This is a genomic window from Acidovorax sp. PRC11, from assembly GCF_031844105.1.
Lineage (GTDB): Bacteria > Pseudomonadota > Gammaproteobacteria > Burkholderiales > Burkholderiaceae_C > Paracidovorax.
The window spans coordinates 104,835-122,307 of sequence record NZ_JAUZUQ010000007.1 but is presented as its reverse complement, the minus strand read 5'-3'; the positions used below and the strand labels follow the sequence as shown (position 1 = coordinate 122,307).

24 protein-coding genes and 1 tRNA gene are annotated in these 17,473 nt (G+C 68.5%); 17 read left to right on the top strand and 8 right to left on the bottom strand.

All coding sequences use genetic code 11. From position 1 onward, the window contains the following. Nucleotides 1-31: 31 nt before the first annotated feature. Nucleotides 32-499, top strand: coding sequence for a helix-turn-helix domain-containing protein (locus Q9R47_RS10125; RefSeq protein WP_311233085.1), 468 nt, complete (start codon nucleotides 32-34; stop codon nucleotides 497-499). Nucleotides 500-531: 32 nt separating this feature from the next. Here Q9R47_RS10125 and Q9R47_RS10120 read toward each other — a convergent pair whose 3' ends face one another. Both Q9R47_RS10120 and Q9R47_RS10115 read right to left on the bottom strand, forming a co-directional pair. Next, entirely contained in the window at nucleotides 532-771 is a 240-nt protein-coding gene (locus Q9R47_RS10120) for a hypothetical protein (protein WP_311233084.1), read from the bottom strand. Nucleotides 772-780: 9 nt separating this feature from the next. After that, a complete protein-coding gene (locus Q9R47_RS10115) occupies nucleotides 781-1,218 on the bottom strand; it encodes a helix-turn-helix transcriptional regulator (protein ID WP_311233083.1) in 438 nt (145 codons plus the stop codon). 662 nt (nucleotides 1,219-1,880) lie between these two features. Between Q9R47_RS10115 and Q9R47_RS10110 the strand changes: the two genes are divergently transcribed. The 16 genes from Q9R47_RS10110 to Q9R47_RS10035 all read left to right on the top strand — a co-directional run bounded on the left by Q9R47_RS10110 (nucleotide 1,881) and on the right by Q9R47_RS10035 (nucleotide 11,987). Beyond that, complete coding sequence (locus Q9R47_RS10110; RefSeq protein ID WP_311233082.1) at nucleotides 1,881-2,102, top strand: hypothetical protein; 222 nt, start codon at nucleotides 1,881-1,883, stop codon at nucleotides 2,100-2,102. 134 nt (nucleotides 2,103-2,236) lie between these two features. Beyond that, nucleotides 2,237-3,397 (top strand): site-specific DNA-methyltransferase, encoded by a 1,161-nt coding sequence (locus Q9R47_RS10105; protein ID WP_311233081.1) that lies wholly within the window; start codon nucleotides 2,237-2,239, stop codon nucleotides 3,395-3,397. A 58-nt stretch (nucleotides 3,398-3,455) separates the two neighbouring features. Further along, the gene (locus Q9R47_RS10100; protein WP_311233080.1) at nucleotides 3,456-3,743 is read left to right on the top strand and encodes a hypothetical protein; all 288 of its coding nucleotides are present in this window, start codon (nucleotides 3,456-3,458) and stop codon (nucleotides 3,741-3,743) included. Between the two features lie 24 nt (nucleotides 3,744-3,767). Then, nucleotides 3,768-4,769, top strand: a complete 1,002-nt coding sequence (locus Q9R47_RS10095) for a recombination-associated protein RdgC (RefSeq protein ID WP_311233079.1) — start codon at nucleotides 3,768-3,770, stop codon at nucleotides 4,767-4,769. A 50-nt stretch (nucleotides 4,770-4,819) separates the two neighbouring features. After that, the gene (locus Q9R47_RS10090; RefSeq protein ID WP_311233078.1) at nucleotides 4,820-6,679 is read left to right on the top strand and encodes a DNA cytosine methyltransferase; all 1,860 of its coding nucleotides are present in this window, start codon (nucleotides 4,820-4,822) and stop codon (nucleotides 6,677-6,679) included. Between the two features lie 41 nt (nucleotides 6,680-6,720). Continuing rightward, nucleotides 6,721-6,906: a hypothetical protein gene (locus Q9R47_RS10085; RefSeq protein ID WP_311233077.1), complete on the top strand. Its 186-nt coding sequence runs from the start codon at nucleotides 6,721-6,723 to the stop codon at nucleotides 6,904-6,906. Then, the gene (locus Q9R47_RS10080) at nucleotides 6,903-7,091 is read left to right on the top strand and encodes a hypothetical protein (protein WP_311233076.1); all 189 of its coding nucleotides are present in this window, start codon (nucleotides 6,903-6,905) and stop codon (nucleotides 7,089-7,091) included. Before Q9R47_RS10085 ends, Q9R47_RS10080 begins: the two co-directional genes overlap by 4 nt. 21 nt (nucleotides 7,092-7,112) lie before the next feature. Then, nucleotides 7,113-7,868, top strand: coding sequence for a hypothetical protein (locus Q9R47_RS10075; RefSeq protein ID WP_311233075.1), 756 nt, complete (start codon nucleotides 7,113-7,115; stop codon nucleotides 7,866-7,868). A 25-nt stretch (nucleotides 7,869-7,893) separates the two neighbouring features. Next, complete coding sequence (locus Q9R47_RS10070; RefSeq protein ID WP_311233074.1) at nucleotides 7,894-8,739, top strand: hypothetical protein; 846 nt, start codon at nucleotides 7,894-7,896, stop codon at nucleotides 8,737-8,739. Continuing rightward, nucleotides 8,736-8,960 carry a hypothetical protein gene (locus tag Q9R47_RS10065; protein ID WP_311233073.1) on the top strand — a complete coding sequence of 75 codons (225 nt, stop codon included), beginning with the start codon at nucleotides 8,736-8,738 and terminating at the stop codon, nucleotides 8,958-8,960. Before Q9R47_RS10070 ends, Q9R47_RS10065 begins: the two co-directional genes overlap by 4 nt. Beyond that, nucleotides 8,957-9,154, top strand: a complete 198-nt coding sequence (locus Q9R47_RS10060) for a hypothetical protein (RefSeq protein WP_311233072.1) — start codon at nucleotides 8,957-8,959, stop codon at nucleotides 9,152-9,154. The genes Q9R47_RS10065 and Q9R47_RS10060 overlap by 4 nt, the downstream gene beginning before the upstream one ends. 276 nt (nucleotides 9,155-9,430) lie before the next feature. Next, nucleotides 9,431-10,222 (top strand): hypothetical protein, encoded by a 792-nt coding sequence (locus Q9R47_RS10055; protein ID WP_311233071.1) that lies wholly within the window; start codon nucleotides 9,431-9,433, stop codon nucleotides 10,220-10,222. Further along, on the top strand, nucleotides 10,219-10,620 hold the full coding sequence (locus Q9R47_RS10050) for a hypothetical protein (protein WP_311233070.1): 402 nt from the start codon (nucleotides 10,219-10,221) through the stop codon (nucleotides 10,618-10,620). The genes Q9R47_RS10055 and Q9R47_RS10050 overlap by 4 nt, the downstream gene beginning before the upstream one ends. Before the next feature lie 52 nt (nucleotides 10,621-10,672). Then, on the top strand, nucleotides 10,673-11,224 hold the full coding sequence (locus tag Q9R47_RS10045; protein WP_311233069.1) for a hypothetical protein: 552 nt from the start codon (nucleotides 10,673-10,675) through the stop codon (nucleotides 11,222-11,224). Further along, nucleotides 11,221-11,703, top strand: coding sequence for a hypothetical protein (locus tag Q9R47_RS10040; protein ID WP_311233068.1), 483 nt, complete (start codon nucleotides 11,221-11,223; stop codon nucleotides 11,701-11,703). The genes Q9R47_RS10045 and Q9R47_RS10040 overlap by 4 nt, the downstream gene beginning before the upstream one ends. Beyond that, a complete protein-coding gene (locus Q9R47_RS10035; protein WP_311233067.1) occupies nucleotides 11,700-11,987 on the top strand; it encodes a helix-turn-helix domain-containing protein in 288 nt (95 codons plus the stop codon). Before Q9R47_RS10040 ends, Q9R47_RS10035 begins: the two co-directional genes overlap by 4 nt. Here Q9R47_RS10035 and Q9R47_RS10030 read toward each other — a convergent pair. The 6 genes from Q9R47_RS10030 to Q9R47_RS10005 all read right to left on the bottom strand — a co-directional run bounded on the left by Q9R47_RS10030 (nucleotide 11,908) and on the right by Q9R47_RS10005 (nucleotide 17,349). Next, a complete protein-coding gene (locus Q9R47_RS10030) occupies nucleotides 11,908-13,026 on the bottom strand; it encodes a site-specific integrase (RefSeq protein ID WP_311233066.1) in 1,119 nt (372 codons plus the stop codon). The genes Q9R47_RS10035 and Q9R47_RS10030 overlap by 80 nt on opposite strands. A 177-nt stretch (nucleotides 13,027-13,203) precedes the next feature. Beyond that, a tRNA-Val gene (locus tag Q9R47_RS10025) sits at nucleotides 13,204-13,279 on the bottom strand. A gap of 18 nt (nucleotides 13,280-13,297) precedes the next feature. After that, nucleotides 13,298-13,570 (bottom strand): HU family DNA-binding protein, encoded by a 273-nt coding sequence (locus Q9R47_RS10020; RefSeq protein WP_311233065.1) that lies wholly within the window; start codon nucleotides 13,568-13,570, stop codon nucleotides 13,298-13,300. Between the two features lie 317 nt (nucleotides 13,571-13,887). Then, a complete protein-coding gene (gene pgsA, locus Q9R47_RS10015) occupies nucleotides 13,888-14,457 on the bottom strand; it encodes a CDP-diacylglycerol--glycerol-3-phosphate 3-phosphatidyltransferase (protein WP_311233064.1) in 570 nt (189 codons plus the stop codon). A gap of 60 nt (nucleotides 14,458-14,517) precedes the next feature. Then, nucleotides 14,518-16,548 (bottom strand): excinuclease ABC subunit UvrC, encoded by a 2,031-nt coding sequence (gene uvrC, locus Q9R47_RS10010; RefSeq protein WP_311233063.1) that lies wholly within the window; start codon nucleotides 16,546-16,548, stop codon nucleotides 14,518-14,520. 36 nt (nucleotides 16,549-16,584) lie between these two features. Then, entirely contained in the window at nucleotides 16,585-17,349 is a 765-nt protein-coding gene (locus Q9R47_RS10005; protein WP_311233062.1) for an amino acid racemase, read from the bottom strand. Nucleotides 17,350-17,473: the final 124 nt, after the last annotated feature.

The following is a 17,473-nucleotide window of genomic DNA, read 5'->3' as shown; positions in this document are numbered from 1 at the left end:
GCCGTGTTTGGCGCGCTTGTACCCTTCCGCGATGGCAAACGAAATTGACCCGGACCGCGTCGGCGTGGGCCTGAGACTGAAGGCGGCGCGTGAAGCCGCCGGCCTCTCGCAGCATGCGGTGGCGGAACGGTTCAGCTTGAACAAGGCGACTGTGTCTGCCTGGGAAACCGGCCGAGGTGACCCAGGTGTCTATCGCTTGCGGGAACTCGCGAAACTCTACAAGACGAGTTCCGAATCGCTGCTATGGGACAGCGCCCCGTCCCATGAAGCCATGCAGATTGCTGTGCAGTTCGACGCTCTGGCCGATCGGAAGAAGCAGACACTGCGCACGCTGTGGATCGCTTTCCTGGCGGACAGCAAGGGTGACGACGAGGTTGAAAGCTCAATGCCTGCCACCAGGGCGCTGAAAGAGCAGAACGCCCGCGCGACCGACATTCCCGCGGCCGTGCCCCGGCTGGTCAAGGCTTCAAAGAGGAAGAACACGGAGGGCGCCCGATAGGCGCTGTGCCGGCAAGCCCCCCCCTGCTGGACCTACCCGCCGCGGGACTTCTTCAGCCAGTCCTCAACATTCGTGGCGCTCAGCACGGGCACCAGCACCGTCGACCGGCGGTGCACCACCACTCCCAGTTCGATCATCTGCTCAAGCTCCGCGGGCGAGAGCTTCGGCGCGATCGCGGCCAGGCGTGCGGCGTAGAGAGAAGTTACGCAGCGGACATGGGGAGCTTTCGCGTCATCGTCGTCCATCCGCTCGTACAAGGTCTTCGCATCCATCGTGGTTCCTCACCGTTGCGACAAGGCTGCAGCGCCTCGCCTGACCATGGCCGCAACGCTCACATGCGTGAACGGCTCGCCGAACAGAAGAGCATGGGCACACGCGCAGTAGATGGTGGCCAGCTCGCCCAGCTGAACCGCCGACGGCACGCTCACGCCCGTCTCCCAAGCTGACACCGACTGCCGGGTCACGCCGAGCGATTCCGCCGCGAACTCTTGCGAGAGCCGGGCTTCCGCCCGCGCCGCCTTGAGACGCTGCCCCAACAACTTCCTGCGCACATCCATGAGACCTCCTGTTTTTTTATACAGTGTTTCATAAACTTCACCAGATCGCAACCGCAAGTTGCCGAGGCGCAAACACAGCTTGCGCAACCGCAAATTGCAACGCGCGGCAGGCCGCACGGCATCGCGCTCGAACGCTATCAATCTGTGTTTTTTTGCTTCCATGTCTAAATTGGTTTGACTGCATTGTCTAACCTAGATAGACTTTCCTCAATCGCAGCAAAGGCCGTTCGGCAGTGCCTGCGATGGGGCCCGATCCATCGAGAGCAGCCCGCCAAGTTCTTGCAGCAGGCACGGCTGGGTAAACACAGGGTCGCCGCAGGCGGTAGCGGGATAGAAAAGATCGCCGTGCAAAGGCCAGTAGCGCTCTGCCCCCGGATGGGATCAGGCATCGCGAACGAGATATAGGTGGGCAAAGGAAGGAAACGACCGGAAGACCCCTGCATTGCGAAATCCACCCGCTGGGATCAATACGGCGGTGCGGCATCACGGGAGGCCAAGAGCAAGAACGACCGGCGCGTGAGCGCTGACCACCTCGGGAAAGTAGCGAGGGTATGATTTCACCGTGCAGCGCCTGCCCAAAGCGGTCGCTGCCCAGTGCGATCCACCGCATCCAGTTTTCGCCGCGCGCCCCGCTCTCCTCCCTCCCTCTTCTTTGGGGCGCATCCACGCGGCTCTTTCTTTCGGCGTCCTGCTCAGGGCCGCCCTCCACCGCGCCCGGAGGGTCTCCACTCCTCCCTCTCTTCCTTCCCTCGGCACGCCCCGATGGGGCAGCGGTCCTTCTACAACCCGGCCCCGCCCGGGGCCCCAGCCCCACGGAGCCCCGCATGCCTGACGATCTCGTGCTGCCCTTCCGCGTCCCCGACGGGAAGTGCTTCGTGCTGATCGGGCCCAGCTGCTACGGACCCGTGCCGACGTTCCTGCGGTCGGTCGCCGATGTTCGCGAGCTGCAGCGGCAGTACCGGGCCGACGGGTGCCACGCCGGTGTCACCGCTTGGCAGCGCCGCACGCCCACGGCGCCGTGGCGCCTGATGGCCGCCGCGCCCTGACGCCGCACACCACTTTCGCCAGCCGGGCCGGGGGCTCTCCTCCCTCCCTCTCTCTTCCCCCTGCAGCCCTTCGATGGGCAACCGGCTTTTTCTCTTCCGCCTGCCCGCCGCATGCGGGCTTTCCTGGAGCCCGCATGGAATACACCTTGCACCGCGGGGACTGCCTCGCCGTCCTGCGCACCATGGCCGACGCATCGGTCGACGCCATCGTGACCGACCCACCGTACGGCCTGACATCGGATGGCGGCGGCCCGAGCCGGAAGGGCCAGGACGGGCCGTATGGGCGCGCGCGGGCCGGCGCAGCGCGCGGCGGCTTCATGGGGCTGGCCTGGGACAGTGGCGTGCCCGGCGTCGAAATCTGGGCCGAGTGCCTGCGCGTGCTCAAGCCGGGTGGCCACCTGCTGGCCTTTGCCGGCACGCGCACGCAGCACCGCATGGCCGTCAACATCGAGGACGCCGGGTTCGAGATCCGCGACATGATCGCGTGGGTCTACGGCAGTGGCTTCCCGAAGAGCCGGAACCTCGACGGGGAATGGCGGGGATGGGGCACTGCTCTGAAACCCGCACTGGAGCCGATCACGGTGGCGCGCAGGCCGCTGGCGGGCACAGTGGCGGCGAACATGCTGCAGCACGGCACCGGGGCGCTGAACATCGACGGGTGCCGGGTCGGTGGTGAAGGTGGCCGCTGGCCCGCCAACCTGATCCACGACGGCACAGAGGAAGTGGTCGCGCTGTTCCCGGAGAGCACCAGCGGCGCCATGAAGGCAGGGACGATGCGCGCGGCCCAAGAGGGCCCGGGCAGCGTCTGCTACGGCACGTTCGGCGGCAACTTCACCAGCGCCGACATTCCGGCCAGCACGGGCAGCGCCGCCCGCTTCTTCTACTGCGCGAAGGCATCCCGGGCCGATCGCAACGCCGGCATGCCCAGCAGCGACACGCCGGCCGTAGCCTACGGCGCCACCATGCGCGAGCGCGAGGACGCCGACTGGGGCGCCCGCAACGGCAACTTCCACCCCACGGTCAAGCCCACCGACCTCATGGCCTACCTCGTGCGCCTGGTGACGCCGCCCGGCGGCCTGGTGCTGGACCCATTCATGGGCAGCGGCAGCACCGGCAAGGCCTGCATGCGGGAGGGCTTCCGGTTCGTCGGGATCGACTTGGACGACGACGGCAACGGCAACCCGCTCGGCTACGTCGAGATCGCCCGGGCCCGCATCGAGCACGAGCGGCAACGCGTCCAGCAGGCGCCGCCGCCCGCTCCGCAGCAACTGGACCTTCTGCAGGCGATCGCCTGACCACCACACTTGGCCCGCCTCGCGCGGACCTTCCTTTTTTTCCCAACCGGAGACACCCATGGACGTTCATCACCCCGCCATGCGCGCAGCCACGCAAGCCCCCGCCCCGAAGCCCCAGAGCACCTTCCTCGGCTCCGTTGGGCTGGGGCTGCTGATCTTCGCGGCCTTGATCTGGGCCGGCCAAGACGACAGCCAGGCCGACACCCGCCACCGCGCCGCCGCCGAGCAGGCCCACGTCAAGGCCGCCGAGGAGCGCCGCGCCGCCGCCGCGGCCCGCGCGTGCGAGCCCGGCACCACGCCGGCATGGATCGATGCCACCACCGTGCAGTGCCTGCGCGCCCGTTGACCATCAACACGAGAGCCCCAGCCCATGTTTTCCAACCTGATCATCTACCGCATCGCCGAGTGGCATGCAGAACTCGCCCAGCTCGAGGAAGCCCTGGCCCGCACCCCGTTCGTGGAGTGCGGCGCCACCCAGGAGAAATCCGTCGGATGGGTGCCGCCGCGAGGCGAGGCCTACGGCGCGCTCGTCGAATCCGTAGGCGGCCAGTGGATCCTGCGCTTCATGACCGAGGCCAAGACCATCCCTGCCGCGGTGCTCGCGCGGAGGGTGAAGGACAAGGCCACGCGCATCGAGCAGGAGACGGGCCGCAAGCCCGGCAAGAAGGAGACCCGGGAGTTGAAGGAAGAGGCGAAGCTGGACCTGCTGCCCATGGCCTTCTCGAAGCAGGCGGCGATGTGGGTCTGGATCGACATCGAGGCGCGCCTGTTGGTGCTCGATACCGGCAGCCAGGGGCGTGCTGACGAGGTGGTGTCTCTGTTGGTCGAGGCGCTGCCGGGCCTGTCGCTGTCCCTGCTGGACACAGCCACCAGCCCTCAGGCCGCCATGGCGCACTGGCTCAAGGAGCAGGAGCCGCCCGAGGGGTTCAGCCTGGACCGCGAGTGCGAACTGAAAGCCGCCGACGAGACGAAGGCCGTGGTGCGGTACGGCCGCCACCCGCTCGACATAGACGAGATCCGCGAGCACATCGCCGCCGGCAAGCTGCCGACCAAGCTCGCGATGAGCTGGGACGACCGCGTCGCCTTCGTGCTGACCGAAGGCCTGCAGATCAAGAAGGTGTCGTTCCTCGATACGGTGTTCGAGGGCCGCGGCCAGGACGACTCGGGCTTCGACACCGACGTGGCGATCGCCACGGGCGAACTCTCCAAGCTGATCCCCGACCTGATCGAGGCGCTGGGCGGCGAGGGCCGCGCGGGCCTGGGCGGCGCGGCACCACCCACATCGGAATCCCAGGCCCCGGATCTGTGCACCTGCCCCACCGGCGACGGATCGCTGCGCTGGCCCTGCCCCTCCCACCCGCCAGCCGCCTGACCAACACCCACAGCCCGCCACGAGCGGGCTTTTCTTTTTCTGGAGCCCGCATGCTCGCACCCCAGTTCATCCTCCCGCTCGCCGCCAAGCTGGTGATCGACCTGTTCGCCGGTGGTGGCGGTGCATCGACCGGCATCGAGCAGGCCATCGGCCGGCACGTCGACGTGGCGATCAACCACGACGCCGAAGCGATCGGCATGCACGAGATTAACCACCCGCAGACCCGGCACTACCGGGCGGACGTGCGCGAGGTGGATCCGCTCGCCGTCACGCGCAGCCAGCTGGTGGGCTTGCTGCATGCCTCGCCGGACTGCACGCACCACAGCCAGGCGCTGGGCGGCCAGCCCCGCAGCGAGGAGATCCGCTCCCTGGCCTGGGTGGTGCACCGGTGGGCCGGCAAGACCCGGCCCGACGTGATCACGCTGGAGAACGTCGAGCAGATGCTGCAGTGGTCGCCGCTGGTCGCAAAGCGCTGCCCGGACACACGCCGCGTCATCACGCTGGACAAGGTGACGGACGCCGCCGGCAAGACGGTATACCGCGTGGCAGCTCCGGGCGAGGTGGTGCCGCGGCGCAACCAGTTCCTGGTGCCGGACGCGAAGCGCAAGGGCCGGAACTGGGAGCACTTCGTCGGTGGGCTGCGTGCCATGGGCTACAAGGTCGAATGGCGCGTGATCTGCAATGCAGACCTGGGCGCGCACAGCACCCGCACCCGGCTCTACATGATCGCGCGGTGCGACGGCCTGCCGATCGTGTGGCCTGAGCAGACCCACGCGAAGAAGCCGAAGGCTGGGCAGCAGCGCCACCGGCCGGCCGCCGATTGCATCGACTGGAGCATTCCGGGCGCCAGCATCTTCGGCCGCAAGAAGGAGCTGGCAGAAGCCACGAAGCGCCGCATCGCCCACGGCATGCGGAAGTACGTGCTGGAGAGCCCCGAGCCGTTCATCGTCTCTGGCATCGCGCCCGCTCTGATGCCTGTGACCCACACCCGGGACACGGCCTACGACGTGACCAAGCCCATGCGCACCATCACGACCGCCAAGGGCGGCGAGACAGCGCTGATGGGCGCTCACCTGGTGCAGATGGGCTACGGCGAGCGCCCCGGGCAGCAGCCGCGTGCGCTCGACCCGCGCGCCGCGCTGGGCACCATCACCGCCGGCGGGCAGAAGTTCGCTGCGGCTGGAGCCTACCTCGTCCAGGCCGGTCACGGCGAGGGCAACAGCGGCGGGAAGCGCTGGAGCCACGGCGCCAACGACATTACCGGGCCGCTGGGCACGGTGACGGCCAGCGGCGGCGGCCAGAGCCTGGCGGCGGCGTACATGGTCCAGGCGAACGGCGGGCATAACACGGTGCACGCGCGCGACCTGCGGGAGGGCGTGTCCACGGTCACGACCTCGGGCAGCCAGCAGCAGCTGGCGGCAGCCCACCTGGTGACGCTGCGCCGCAACTCTGTGGGCCGCGGGATGGATGAGCCGGTGCCCACCCTGACGGCCGGCGCAGAGCACCACGCGCTGGTCCAGTACCAGCTGAGCCCCGAGCACGAGGCCGGCGCGCTCCAGTGCGCGGCGTTCCTCATGCGCTACCACGGCAACGGCGGGCAGTGGTCGGACCTGCGCGACCCCATGACGACCATCACCACGCACGACCGCCTGGCGCTGGTGACGGTGTGGCTCAAGGGCGAGCCTTGGGTGATCGTGGACATCACGCTGCGCATGCTGGTGCCGCGCGAGCTTTACAACGCGCAGGACTTCCCGGCCACCTACGTGATCGACCGCACCGCCGCGGGAAAGCCCCTCACGAAGACCGCCCAGGTGCGCATGGCAGGCAACAGCGTCAGCCCCCTGCCCATGAGCCTGATCGTCCGGCTGAACTACAGCGACGGCGCAGACCAGCTGCGCGCCGCAGCCTGAACCCACCCGCCCGCACCAGCGGGCTTTTTTTTGGAATCCCCATGCCCCATTCCCCCACCACCCAGCCCTACACGCCGCCGGACGGCGACTACCAGGGCGGCGAGCTGCAGCGGTCCCGCGGCCTCCCCGCCGGCCGCTACCGCGCCCTCGATCTGCCCAGCCGCATGGGCGACCGCCTGCACTACCCGGATGGCCGGGTGGAGCCCTTCCCGGAGCCCCAACCATGAGCGCGCCGGCCGACCACCTGGCCGAGAGCCGCACCCGGGCCTCGCTGCCCGACGCGCAGCGCGCCGCCGCCCGCGCCCGGGATCTCTGGTGGCAGCAGCGCCAGACCCAACTGCGCTGCGCCAGCTGCGGCGCCCCTATCCCCCACCGGCCCGCCGAGGGCCAGGGCCTGCCCTGCGGGCATTGATCCACACCACAGGAGGCCACCATGGCCCGCATCGTTTGCCAATTCAGTTGCGGCGCGGCTTCGGCCGTGGCCACGAAGATCGCGCTTGCCCAGTACGGCGGCACCCATGAGGTCCACATCCTGAATGCGCTCGTCCAGGAGGAGCACCCGGACAACCGCCGGTTCCTGGCGGACTGCGAACGCTGGTTCGGGCGGGCCATCACGGTGCTGCGCAACGAGAGATACGGCGCCTCCGTGATCGAAGTCTTCCGCCGCAAGCAGTTCATGAAATCGCGGTACGGCGCGCCCTGCACGGCAGAGCTGAAGCGCAAGTTGCTCGACTCGTGGCGCCAGCCGGGGGACGTGATGGTATTCGGCTACACGGCCGAGGAAGAAGACCGCCTCGAAGACTTCCGAGAGCGGAACCCGGACAAGACGGTGGTGGCCCCGCTCATCGAACGCGGCCTGGGGAAGAAAGACTGCCTGGCGATGGTCGAACGCGCGGGGATCGAGCTGCCGACGATGTACCGCCTCGGCTACTCCAACGCCAACTGCATCGGCTGCGTCAAGGGTGGCGAAGGCTACTTCCGCGCCATCCGCGAAGACTTCCCCGAGGAATTCGAGCGGCTGTGCCAGGTGCAGGAAAGCATCGGCCCAGGCGCCTACCTGTTCCGCGATCGCAAGACGGGCGTGCGCTACAGCCTGCGCGACATACCTCCCGGCAAGGCGCGGCGCGACCTGTCCCCGCCGGCCTGTGGTCTGCAGTGCGAGATCGCCGAGCAGGAATACACCGCCTGACCCCACCAATGCCTGAAGGATCACCATGACCGAGAACACCACCACGGCCGCCCCGGCGGCAACCCAGCCCGAGGCAATCGGACTGGCCCTCGACGTCCTGCGCGAGATGCTGAGCGACCCAGACCAGCGACTTGATCAATGCCCAGCACGCATGGATCGAGCGAATCAGGCCGCAAGGGCGCTGGCCGGGGTGCAAGCACCACCGGCCGCCCAGGAGGCCGAGCCCGCCGCATGGATGGACCCTGCCACGTCTGATGTGATCAACTCAGCCCGCAAAAAAGCATGGCTGGAGGATTTCGGCATCGGCTGCAAGACGAAGGCTGAGGCGTACACGGTGCCGCTCTACGCCCACCCTCCGCGCCCCCAGGCGGATGCGGGAGCAGTGCCCGGCAAGGTGACGCCGGACATGCGCAGGGTATTCCGGGAGGCATACCGCGTCGGCGGGTTCTGGGCCGACCGCCTGGACTATGCACTGGACCGCATGCTCGCCGCCGCAGCAGTGGCGCCGGCCTATGCGCCGCTGCCTGAGCCGGCATGGCACGCCAAAACCATCGGAACCACCGAGGATGGCTACTGCGCCGAGCAGATGCGAACCTACGCCGACGCACATCGCGCCCCGGCCGCCGCCCCCACTCAGGAGGCAGACGGGTGGATGCCGATCGAGACGGCGCCGGATGGCGAGCGCGTGCTGCTCGGCCCGCGGCATGCGCCCGTGGTGGGCACGGTCCACCGGCCGGCGCATTGGCACGAGGAGCAGGAACCCACCATCACCGTCGTGCACTACAACGGCAACGTGCTGGTGGCCGGCTACCGCTGCAGCGAGTGGCACCGGCTGCCGGCCGCCGGCGCGCGGCAGGACGGCGGAGCATGAGCGCCGACACCAACCTGGCGCCGACCGTCGAACAGTACGAGCAGGCGCTGGCGCTGCTGGCTGGACTGCACCCCGGCCTGACCATCGACGGACCTCCGATGGAGGTGGCAACGCGCATCTTCGATGCCGTGACCGCAGACCGGGCGCACTACGAACAGGAGATCCGCCGCCAGGAGCGCGCCCTGGAATCGATGCGTGCGCACGCTTGGCGCCGGCCATGAAGAGCCCCACCAAAGGCCGCCCAGCGCGCCTCACCTTCGCCGACCTCGCCACCGTGCACTGCATGGTGTGCGACAAGGACAAGCCCGCCGAGGGCGCCCGCCCCTTCAGGGCCTGCCACGTCTGCGCGGACTGCGTGCGCCTGGTCACGCAGCGCGCCGCGGCCCGAGCCAGCGCGCCAGCCCCGCCGGGATAGCCCCGGCACACCCCCACAACCTCAGCCCGCCACCCGGCGGGTTTTCTTTTTCTGGAGTCCGTATGTCCGAGCACCCCGGGATGCGGCCGACAAGGCCTACCAGCTCCACCACGTCAGCTGCGGCACCTGCATCGGAGCAGGTGCGAGCCCCAACACCCAGACCCGATGCCCGGAAGGTCAGGCGCTCTGGGATGCCTACAACGCCGCCGAGCTGCCCGCGTACTTCTCGCGGCCCCGCACGCTCGGCATCAAGCCCACGCCCCAAGGAAACCATCCATGACCGAAACCACAGCCCAGCTCGAAGCCCGCGACCAGGCGATCGGGCCCACCATCCTCCTGGCCTCGGGTCGGTATTTCAGCTTCACGGACCCAGAGAGCACGCCCGTCAGCGTGGAGGACATCGCGCACGCGCTGTCCCACCTCTGCCGATTCACCGGTCACTGCCGCGGCTTTTACTCTGTCGCGCAGCATGCCGTGCTGGTGTCGCACCTCGTGCCGCCGGAGCATGCCTACCACGCGCTGCACCACGACGACGTGGAGGCCGTCATGGGCGACATGTCGAGCCCCCTGAAGCGCCTCATGCCGGAATACAAGGCGCTGGAGCACCGCGTCGAGGCCGCGATCCTGGCGCAGTTCGGGCTGCCGGCGGCCACGCCCGCCGAGGTGAAGCATGCGGACCTGGTGGCGCTGCACACGGAGCAGCGCGACCTGATGCACATCGACGGCGGCCGCTGGCCCATGCTCGACGGAATCGCCCCCAGCGCGAAGCACAAGCTCGAGCCGATGCCGCCCGAGGAGGCTCGGCGCGCGTACTTGGAGCGGCATTTCCAGTTGCTGCTCGCCACCCACGGGGCGCCCCCACCAGCAACCGAAGCCCCGGCCATGAACGCCACGCACTGGATCCCCGCCCCAGGCGAGCACGGCTGGGTGGCAGAGCGGAAGTGGATCGGCTCGACCTACGACTACATGCGCCTGCGCCGTGGGCTGGTGTACCTGGTCGCGGGTGACGCAGCAGTGCGCGGGCGGTTCATGGCCGCCGCACACGGCGGGGCAGCGGAGGCGGCATGACGATGATCGAAAACGAATTCACCCTTGAGGACGCCCCGATCGGCACGAAAGCCCCTTGCGCCGGCGGCGGCGCCTGGTGCAAGACCGCCAAGGGCTGGAAGTGGAACGGCCCCGGTGGCCACGGCAGCACTTTCCCGAGGCCCGGCGCCGAGTGGGACGGCCGCCTGCTGCCGCCGTCGGGCACCCTCTCCCGCGCGCCAGCGCTCCCGGTCCCGGCCGACCCCCAGGCCAATGCGAAAGCGCTGGCTGCGGGCCTGCAGATGCCCACGGCGACGGCGATGGCCCTCATCACGGCTGCCTCCTGGGCCCGTTCGTACAGCGTTTCCAACCTGGATGCGCTGGAGCTGGTCCGGGAAGTGGAGCGCTACTACGGGCGGACGGAAAGCGCCCCCGCCTGATCCACCCGCCCACAGCCCCGCCGCCGCGCGGGGCATTTTTTTGGAGCCCCCAATGTCCCAAGCAACCATCACCGTAGACGCCAATGCTCTTCGCCAGGTGCTGCATGCCCTACTCGGTCCGACCCATCACGTCGCCGAACTGCAGGCCACGCGCACGCTGCACTCCATGGGCGGCAAATACACGAATCCCATCGAAACCCTCTGGGAGCAATTCAAGGCGGGCGGGGTGACGCCGGCCCCCGCCACGACCAGCTCGTCGCCGCTCGGTCTGGAAGCCGTGCCTGCAATGACCACGGAACAGCTCGCGCTTTTCATGCTCGGCCGAAAGCTGGAGTGGGTCAGGATCGCCGCGAAAAAGCCAGACGCGAACCTTGAGACGTGCGTCCAGTTGGATGTCTCCGTCAGAGCCAGCGACCTTCTGGACGTGGCAAGAAAGCATGGACTGCTGCCGCCCGCGCTCGATACGCAACCGCCCCCCCCCACGCAGAAGCCCTCCGATGACGCCCGGTGGAAATGCCTGGTCTGCGGCAGTAACCGCCCGGGGCACCACGGAGCCATGGAAGACGGTACCCCCTGCACCAACGGGAAGGCGGGTGCAGCATGAAGATGGCCCGCCCTTCCGCCCGCGACATCGATGCGGCCGACGAACTTCACTGGGTGCTCTCCGCGATCGACTCACGATGGGGTGGCCCGTGGGCGACGGATGGCCCAGACGATCTTCGCGCCGCACTCGCCGCAGACGAAGAGTTCGACTCTGACAACCGCGAGCACCTGCAGGCGCTGTACAACCACCTGGCCAAGCTGCTGCGGCGGACGCCGAATTTCTACGGACGGGTGATCGACGGCATGTGCCACGTCATCTGTTGGGACCGCAACGCGATCCTGGACCCGGCCGACGACTGCCTTTCGCTCCATCCCGACCTGCTTGCGGGCCGGGAGCTGCTGCACAAGCACCGGGCGGACTTCCTCCCGCGGTTGGAGCGCGAGGCGCGCGCCGCCGTCGCTGCCCAAGTCGAGCACTCGGCCGCCACCCACCTGACCGCCATGCGCGCCGACTGGGCGCAGAAAGCGAGCCCCGCATGAACAGCCCTATCAAGCCCACCATGGATCTCCAGGAAACGGCCGACACCCTGAAGATGCACCCGCACTCGGTGGAGAAGCTGATCCGCCAGGGAGATCTGCCCGCGGGCAAGGCCGGGCGGGCCTACCTGCTCCTCACGCGCGACGTGCTCGCCTACGCCGAGAAGATCGTCATCGAGCAGACCGCCGAGCGCCTGAGCCGTCGGCCTACCAAAGCGCCTTCGACAGGTCGGAAGCGCGGAGGTTCGCGTAGCGCATCAGCATCCGCTGGCTCTTGTGCCCGGTGATTTTCATGATCTGCGTGTCCGAGAGCTGCGTGCGCTCGAACAGCCGGCTCGTGGCCTCGTGCCGCAGATCATGGAATTTCAGACCCTCGGCGCCGGCCTGGGAGAAGATGTCGATGAACAGCTTGCTCAGGTAGTCGCTGGTCGCATCCAGATCATTCGCTTCCCCGTTCCACCAGGGGAACAACCGCGTGCCGGGCTCAGGGGAGAGCCCGTGCACTTCATCCAGGTAGCTTCGCAGCTCGGCCAACGCGACCGACGACAGCGGCACCTGACGCTTATCCCCATTTTTTGTCTTGTCCAAGAACACCGTGCGCCGCGGCAGGTCCAGCTGGGCGAGGTGCAAGGTGAACATTTCCCGCAGGCGCATGGCCGATTCCACGGCCAGGATCATCAGGCAGCGCAGGGCCCGGGCGTGCTCCAGCACCAGCGGCCGCTGCTTGCGGGCCAGCACGCCGCCGGCGAGCACAGCCAGCGCCTTCTCGAACTCGCCCTCCTCCAGGCGCCGATCGCGCTCCACGTCCTCGCGCTTCACCCCGGCGATCGCCTCGTCCGCCTTGGTGTATTGGGCGTAGCCCTCCGGCAGCGTGCGCAGCGGGTGGTCCGGCATGACCAGGAAGCCCTTGCGCATACCCCAGTCGCAGCACCGCGCGAGAGCCCCCACCTTGGCCCGGATCGAGGACGGCGCGAGCTTGTCGACCCGCTTCATTTCCGTGATCCAGTCGTCCACCCAGCCGGAATCGATCTTGGTGAGGGGGGCGCCGCCGCGGGACGCCACGATGGTGTTCAGGGCGCCGATGTCTTTCTTGGACGGGTGCGCATCCCGGATGTACAGCCCCGCGAGCTGCTGGATGGTCATGGGCCGATCGGGCGTGCGCAGCTCGGTCGGGACGATCCCGCGTTCCAGCAGGGCGTCGAGCCTAGCCGCGTACCGGTCCCCCTCCTCCTCATCATCGAAGCTGAGGTACAGCGGCTTCTCCAGCACCCCGGCCCGCTTGAAGATGTATTCCCACGAGTTGCCCCGTTTTCTCTTGCCTGCCATGGCCCTCCTGAGCGTTGGTTGCGGGCGCGATTCTATGCCGTTTACGGAGATAGTACGGGTGGCAGGCGGCGTTTTGTGGGTGGCAGTGGCGTCCTTTGGCGTCCTTCGGAGGTGGCGGAGCGGGCAAAGAAAAAGGGCCTAAATTTCTCTAGGCCCTTGATTTCATTAGGTTTTTAGTGGTGGGTGCTGACGGGGTCGAACCGCCGACCTACGCCTTGTAAGGGCGCCGCTCTACCAACTGAGCTAAGCACCCCACCTTGAACCTGTGGCCTCAGTTGAGGGCATCCTTCAATGCCTTGCCGGGGCGGAACTTCGGAACTTTAGCAGCCTTGATCTTAATCGTATCGCCCGTACGGGGATTGCGGCCCGTACGCGCAGCGCGCTTGCCCACGGCGAACGTGCCGAAACCGACGAGGGAGACCGTACCGCCCTTCTTCAGCGTCTTCTTCACCGAATCGATCATGGACTCCAGCGCGCGGGCGGCAGCGGCCTTGGAGATGTCGGCGTTGTTCGCAATTTGCTCAATCAGTTCGGTCTTGTTCACAAGAAGCCTCTCGGGAAAGGGTATGGAGGGAAAGCCTGGCGCGAATCCGGCCTTCACACGCGCCGGAGCAGCCGCTGCAGCGCGGGGCTCGGGACGGGGCGTGGGAGGTGCTGGCGGGGGCAGATGCCGCTGTGCCAGATTAAAGCCATCGACTTTCCGGGTGTCAATACAACGGGCCGCTTGGGGCGGCGGAAGCTGTGGATTTTAGCTGCAATTCCGGGCGCGCAAGGGGATGCGCGGGGTTTGCGCAACGCGCGCCGTGACCGCTATCGCAAGCACCCATTGACATGCGGCAGGCCCGCGCCGCCCCGGCGTGATCACCGCTTGACCCGCGCGCGGATCTCCGGCAAGGCCTTCTGCAGGTAATAGACCATCGACCACACCGTGAGCACCGCGGCCAGCCAGATCAGCCAGGTGCCCCAGACACCCGTGTCGATCGCACCCGCGATGCGGCCGTCGTAGAGCAGGAAGGGGATGGCGACCATCTGCACCGTGGTCTTCAGTTTGCCGAGCATGTGCACGGCCACGCTGCGGGACGCGCCGATCTGCGCCATCCATTCGCGCAGTGCCGAGATGGCGATCTCGCGGCCGATGATGATGAGGGCCACGAACACGTCCGCCCGCTGCAGGTGCACCAGCACGAGCAGCGACGCGCAGACGAGGAACTTGTCGGCCACCGGATCGAGGAAGGCGCCGAAGGAGGAGGTCTGGTTCAGCTTGCGCGCCAGGTAGCCGTCGAGCCAGTCGGTGGCGGCGAAGACGACGAACATCACCGTCGCGATGAGGTTGCGCGTGGCCGGCTCCAGCGGCGCGTAGAACACGCCCACGATCAAGGGTATCGCGACGATGCGCGTCCAGGTCATGATGGTGGGGATGGTCAGGAACATGGGCCGATTGTGTCATGCCACCGCGGCGTTCCGGCCCATCCGCCGGATGCCCCTGCGGGCTCAGCGCAGGGCGCGGTAGATCTCCTGCGCGAGCTCGACGGAAATGCCGTCCACGGTGGCCAGATCCTCGACGCTCGCGGCGGCCACGCCGCGCACGCCCCCGAAGCGCTGCAGCAGCCGCGCCCGCTTCTTGGGGCCGACGCCCGGGATTTCCTCCAGTTGCCCGCCGCCGATGCGCGTCTTGGCGCGCGCCGCGCGCATGCCGGTGATGGCGAAGCGGTGGGCCTCGTCGCGGATCTGGGCGACGAGCATCAGCGCGGCCGAATCGCGGCCGAGGTAGATCTTCTCGCGGCCATCGGCGAAGACGAGCTCCTCCAGCCCGACCTTGCGGCCCTCGCCCTTCTCCACGCCGACGATGCGGGTGAGGTCCAGCCCCAGTTCGGTGAACACCTCGCGCGCCATGCTCACCTGCCCCTTGCCGCCGTCGATCAGCACCAGGTCCGGCAGGCGCGCCTGCCCCGGCGCGGGATCGGCCCCGCCGGCCTCGCGCTGCGCCTCCACCACCTTGCTGTAGCGGCGCGTGAGCACCTGCCGCATGGCGGCATAGTCGTCGCCGCCGGTGATGCCCTCGATCTTGTAGCGGCGGTATTCGCTGCTCTGCATGCGGTGATGGTGGAACACGACGCACGAGGCCTGCGTGGCCTCGCCCGCGGTGTGGGAGATGTCGAAGCACTCGATGGTGAGCGTCTCCAGGTCGTCCATGGGCAGGTCGAGCGCCTCGGCCAGCGCGCGGGTGCGCGCCTGCTGCGAACCTTCCTCCGACAGCAGCCGCGCGAGCTGGATGTCGGCATTCTTCTGCGCCATCTCCAGCCAGGCGCGGCGCTGTTCGCGCGGCTGGTGCACGGCGCTCACGCGGATGCCGGCCTGCAGCGAGAGCGCTTCCAGCAGCGCGCGGTCCACCGGCTCGCTGGTGACGAGCACGGGCGGCACGGGCACGCCGATGTAGTGCTGGGCGATGAAGGCCTCGAGCACCTGCACTTCCAGCGAGCGCTGCGGCGGGCGCAGTACGGCGGTGGCCGCATCCGCCGCATCCGCCGCAGCGTCCGCGGCCTCGGCCTCGACCGCGCCGTCGGCGCCGTCGCTCCCCTCCCCGCCCTCTTCCGCCTGGTACACCGCGGCCGCGTCTTCCACGTGGACGGGGAAGTACGGCCGGTCGCCCAGGTGGCGGCCGCCGCGCACCATGGCGAGGTTCACGCAGGCGCGGCCGCCCAGCACCTTCACGGCGAGGATGTCCACGTCCTTGTCGGAAACGGTCTCGATGGCCTGCTGGTGCAGCACGCGGGAGAGCGCGGTGATCTGGTTGCGGATGTCCGCCGCCTGCTCGAATTCGAGCCGCCCGGAGTGCTCCATCATGCGCGACTCCAGCGCCTGCAGCAGCTCCTTGGTCTCGCCGCGCAGCATGGCGTCGGCGTTGCGCACGTCGATCGCATAGGCCTCGGGCGAGATCAAGTCCACGCAGGGGCCCGAGCAGCGCTTGATCTGGTAGAGCAGGCAGGGGCGCGTGCGGTTGGAGAAGACGGTGTCTTCGCAGGTGCGCAGGCGGAACACCTTCTGCAGCAGCAGGATGGTTTCCTTCACCGCCCAGGCACCGGGATAGGGCCCGAAATAGCGGTGCCGCTTGTCCATCGAGCCGCGGTAGTACGCGACGCGCGGGAAGCGCTGGCCGGGCTGCTCGCCGGTGCCGTCGCGCGCCGCGACGCCGGTGATCTTCAGGTAGGGATAGCTCTTGTCGTCGCGGAACAGGATGTTGTAGCGCGGATTGAGCGTCTTGATGAGGTTGTTCTCCAGCAGCAGCGCCTCGGCCTCCGAGCGCACCACGGTGGTTTCCAGCCGCGCGATCTTGCCGACCATGTGGCCGATGCGCGTGCCGCCATGGGTCTTGGTGAAGTAGCTGGAGACGCGCTTCTTGAGGTTGCGCGCCTTGCCCACGTAGAGCAGGCCGCCCTGGGCGTCGAAATAGCGGTAGACGCCGGGCAGCGGCGGCAGCGAGGCCACCTGCGCGAGCAGTTCATCGGAGTGCACATCGGACATGTGCGTATTGTGGCCGGCACGCACGGCCGCGCAGTGTCAGCGGCCGCCGTAGGCGCGGCGCACCAGGGCCGTTGCCAGGATCTCCGACGGATCGACCAGCGTCCAGCCGGCGGCCTCGGGCGCATCGGGCAGCGCCAGCGGGATCTCGGTGCAGGCCATGACGAGCGGCACGTCGCCGTGCTGCGCGCGCACGGCCTCGCCCACCGCGGCGAAGCGGCGGCGCGCCAGGGCCACGTCGCCGGCCTTCACGCCGTCGTAGATGCCCTGCATCAGCCATTCCTTCGCCTCGGCCGAAGGCAGCACGCACTCCACGCCGTGCGTGGCGAAGGCCTCGTCGTACAGCCCCATGCCGTAGGTGCCCTGCGTGGCGAGCAGGGCCGCGCGGCGGATGCCCCGGCGCTGCAGCTCGGCGGCGGTCTCGCGGGCGATGTGCAGCAGCTCCACACCGGGCACCCGCTCCTGCAGAGCCGCATGCCACGCATGGGCCGTGTTGCACGATATGGCCGCCGCACGCGCGCCCACCGCCACCAGGCGCTCCAGCGCCGACACCATTCCTTCGAGCGGCTGCGGCGCCGCCGGATCGCGCAGCGCCTGCGTGCGGTCCACCACCGGCACCTGGGCGATCCAGTGCTCGGGAAACGCCTGGTCGCGCACGGCCTGGCCATGGCCCTGCAGCCACTGCTCCGCCGCGCGCACGAACAGCCGCGCGAAATCCACGCCCGCGGCGGGGCCCATGCCGGCCACGATGCCGACGGTCATCGCGGGCACGGCAGCCGCGGACGAATTCTCAAGTGCATTCATTTCATTGACTCTGGAATGGGAGCATTGTGCGCAAACTTCGAAACCGGCGCTGCCGCAACATTCAGAAGGCCGCGGAGCAGGCCCAGCCAGCAGACGCCGTGGAACCGGCTTCGCCGTGCCACCG

Bases quoted from the DNA above. Each gene is read 5' to 3' on its own strand.
- Q9R47_RS10120 (WP_311233084.1), bottom strand. From the start codon at position 771: ATGGATGCGAAGACCTTGTACGAGCGGATGGACGACGATGACGCGAAA.
- Q9R47_RS10040 (WP_311233068.1), top strand. From the start codon at position 11,221: ATGAAGATGGCCCGCCCTTCCGCCCGCGACATCGATGCGGCCGACGAA.
- Q9R47_RS10105 (WP_311233081.1), top strand. From the start codon at position 2,237: ATGGAATACACCTTGCACCGCGGGGACTGCCTCGCCGTCCTGCGCACC.
- pgsA (WP_311233064.1), bottom strand. From the start codon at position 14,457: ATGTTCCTGACCATCCCCACCATCATGACCTGGACGCGCATCGTCGCG.
- uvrC (WP_311233063.1), bottom strand. From the start codon at position 16,548: ATGTCCGATGTGCACTCCGATGAACTGCTCGCGCAGGTGGCCTCGCTG.
- Q9R47_RS10100 (WP_311233080.1), top strand. From the start codon at position 3,456: ATGGACGTTCATCACCCCGCCATGCGCGCAGCCACGCAAGCCCCCGCC.
- Q9R47_RS10065 (WP_311233073.1), top strand. From the start codon at position 8,736: ATGAGCGCCGACACCAACCTGGCGCCGACCGTCGAACAGTACGAGCAG.
- Q9R47_RS10030 (WP_311233066.1), bottom strand. From the start codon at position 13,026: ATGGCAGGCAAGAGAAAACGGGGCAACTCGTGGGAATACATCTTCAAG.
- Q9R47_RS10045 (WP_311233069.1), top strand. From the start codon at position 10,673: ATGTCCCAAGCAACCATCACCGTAGACGCCAATGCTCTTCGCCAGGTG.
- Q9R47_RS10080 (WP_311233076.1), top strand. From the start codon at position 6,903: ATGAGCGCGCCGGCCGACCACCTGGCCGAGAGCCGCACCCGGGCCTCG.
- Q9R47_RS10125 (WP_311233085.1), top strand. From the start codon at position 32: ATGGCAAACGAAATTGACCCGGACCGCGTCGGCGTGGGCCTGAGACTG.
- Q9R47_RS10090 (WP_311233078.1), top strand. From the start codon at position 4,820: ATGCTCGCACCCCAGTTCATCCTCCCGCTCGCCGCCAAGCTGGTGATC.
- Q9R47_RS10055 (WP_311233071.1), top strand. From the start codon at position 9,431: ATGACCGAAACCACAGCCCAGCTCGAAGCCCGCGACCAGGCGATCGGG.
- Q9R47_RS10060 (WP_311233072.1), top strand. From the start codon at position 8,957: ATGAAGAGCCCCACCAAAGGCCGCCCAGCGCGCCTCACCTTCGCCGAC.
- Q9R47_RS10085 (WP_311233077.1), top strand. From the start codon at position 6,721: ATGCCCCATTCCCCCACCACCCAGCCCTACACGCCGCCGGACGGCGAC.
- Q9R47_RS10050 (WP_311233070.1), top strand. From the start codon at position 10,219: ATGACGATGATCGAAAACGAATTCACCCTTGAGGACGCCCCGATCGGC.
- Q9R47_RS10005 (WP_311233062.1), bottom strand. From the start codon at position 17,349: ATGAATGCACTTGAGAATTCGTCCGCGGCTGCCGTGCCCGCGATGACC.
- Q9R47_RS10110 (WP_311233082.1), top strand. From the start codon at position 1,881: ATGCCTGACGATCTCGTGCTGCCCTTCCGCGTCCCCGACGGGAAGTGC.
- Q9R47_RS10095 (WP_311233079.1), top strand. From the start codon at position 3,768: ATGTTTTCCAACCTGATCATCTACCGCATCGCCGAGTGGCATGCAGAA.
- Q9R47_RS10035 (WP_311233067.1), top strand. From the start codon at position 11,700: ATGAACAGCCCTATCAAGCCCACCATGGATCTCCAGGAAACGGCCGAC.
- Q9R47_RS10075 (WP_311233075.1), top strand. From the start codon at position 7,113: ATGGCCCGCATCGTTTGCCAATTCAGTTGCGGCGCGGCTTCGGCCGTG.
- Q9R47_RS10070 (WP_311233074.1), top strand. From the start codon at position 7,894: ATGACCGAGAACACCACCACGGCCGCCCCGGCGGCAACCCAGCCCGAG.
- Q9R47_RS10115 (WP_311233083.1), bottom strand. From the start codon at position 1,218: ATGGAAGCAAAAAAACACAGATTGATAGCGTTCGAGCGCGATGCCGTG.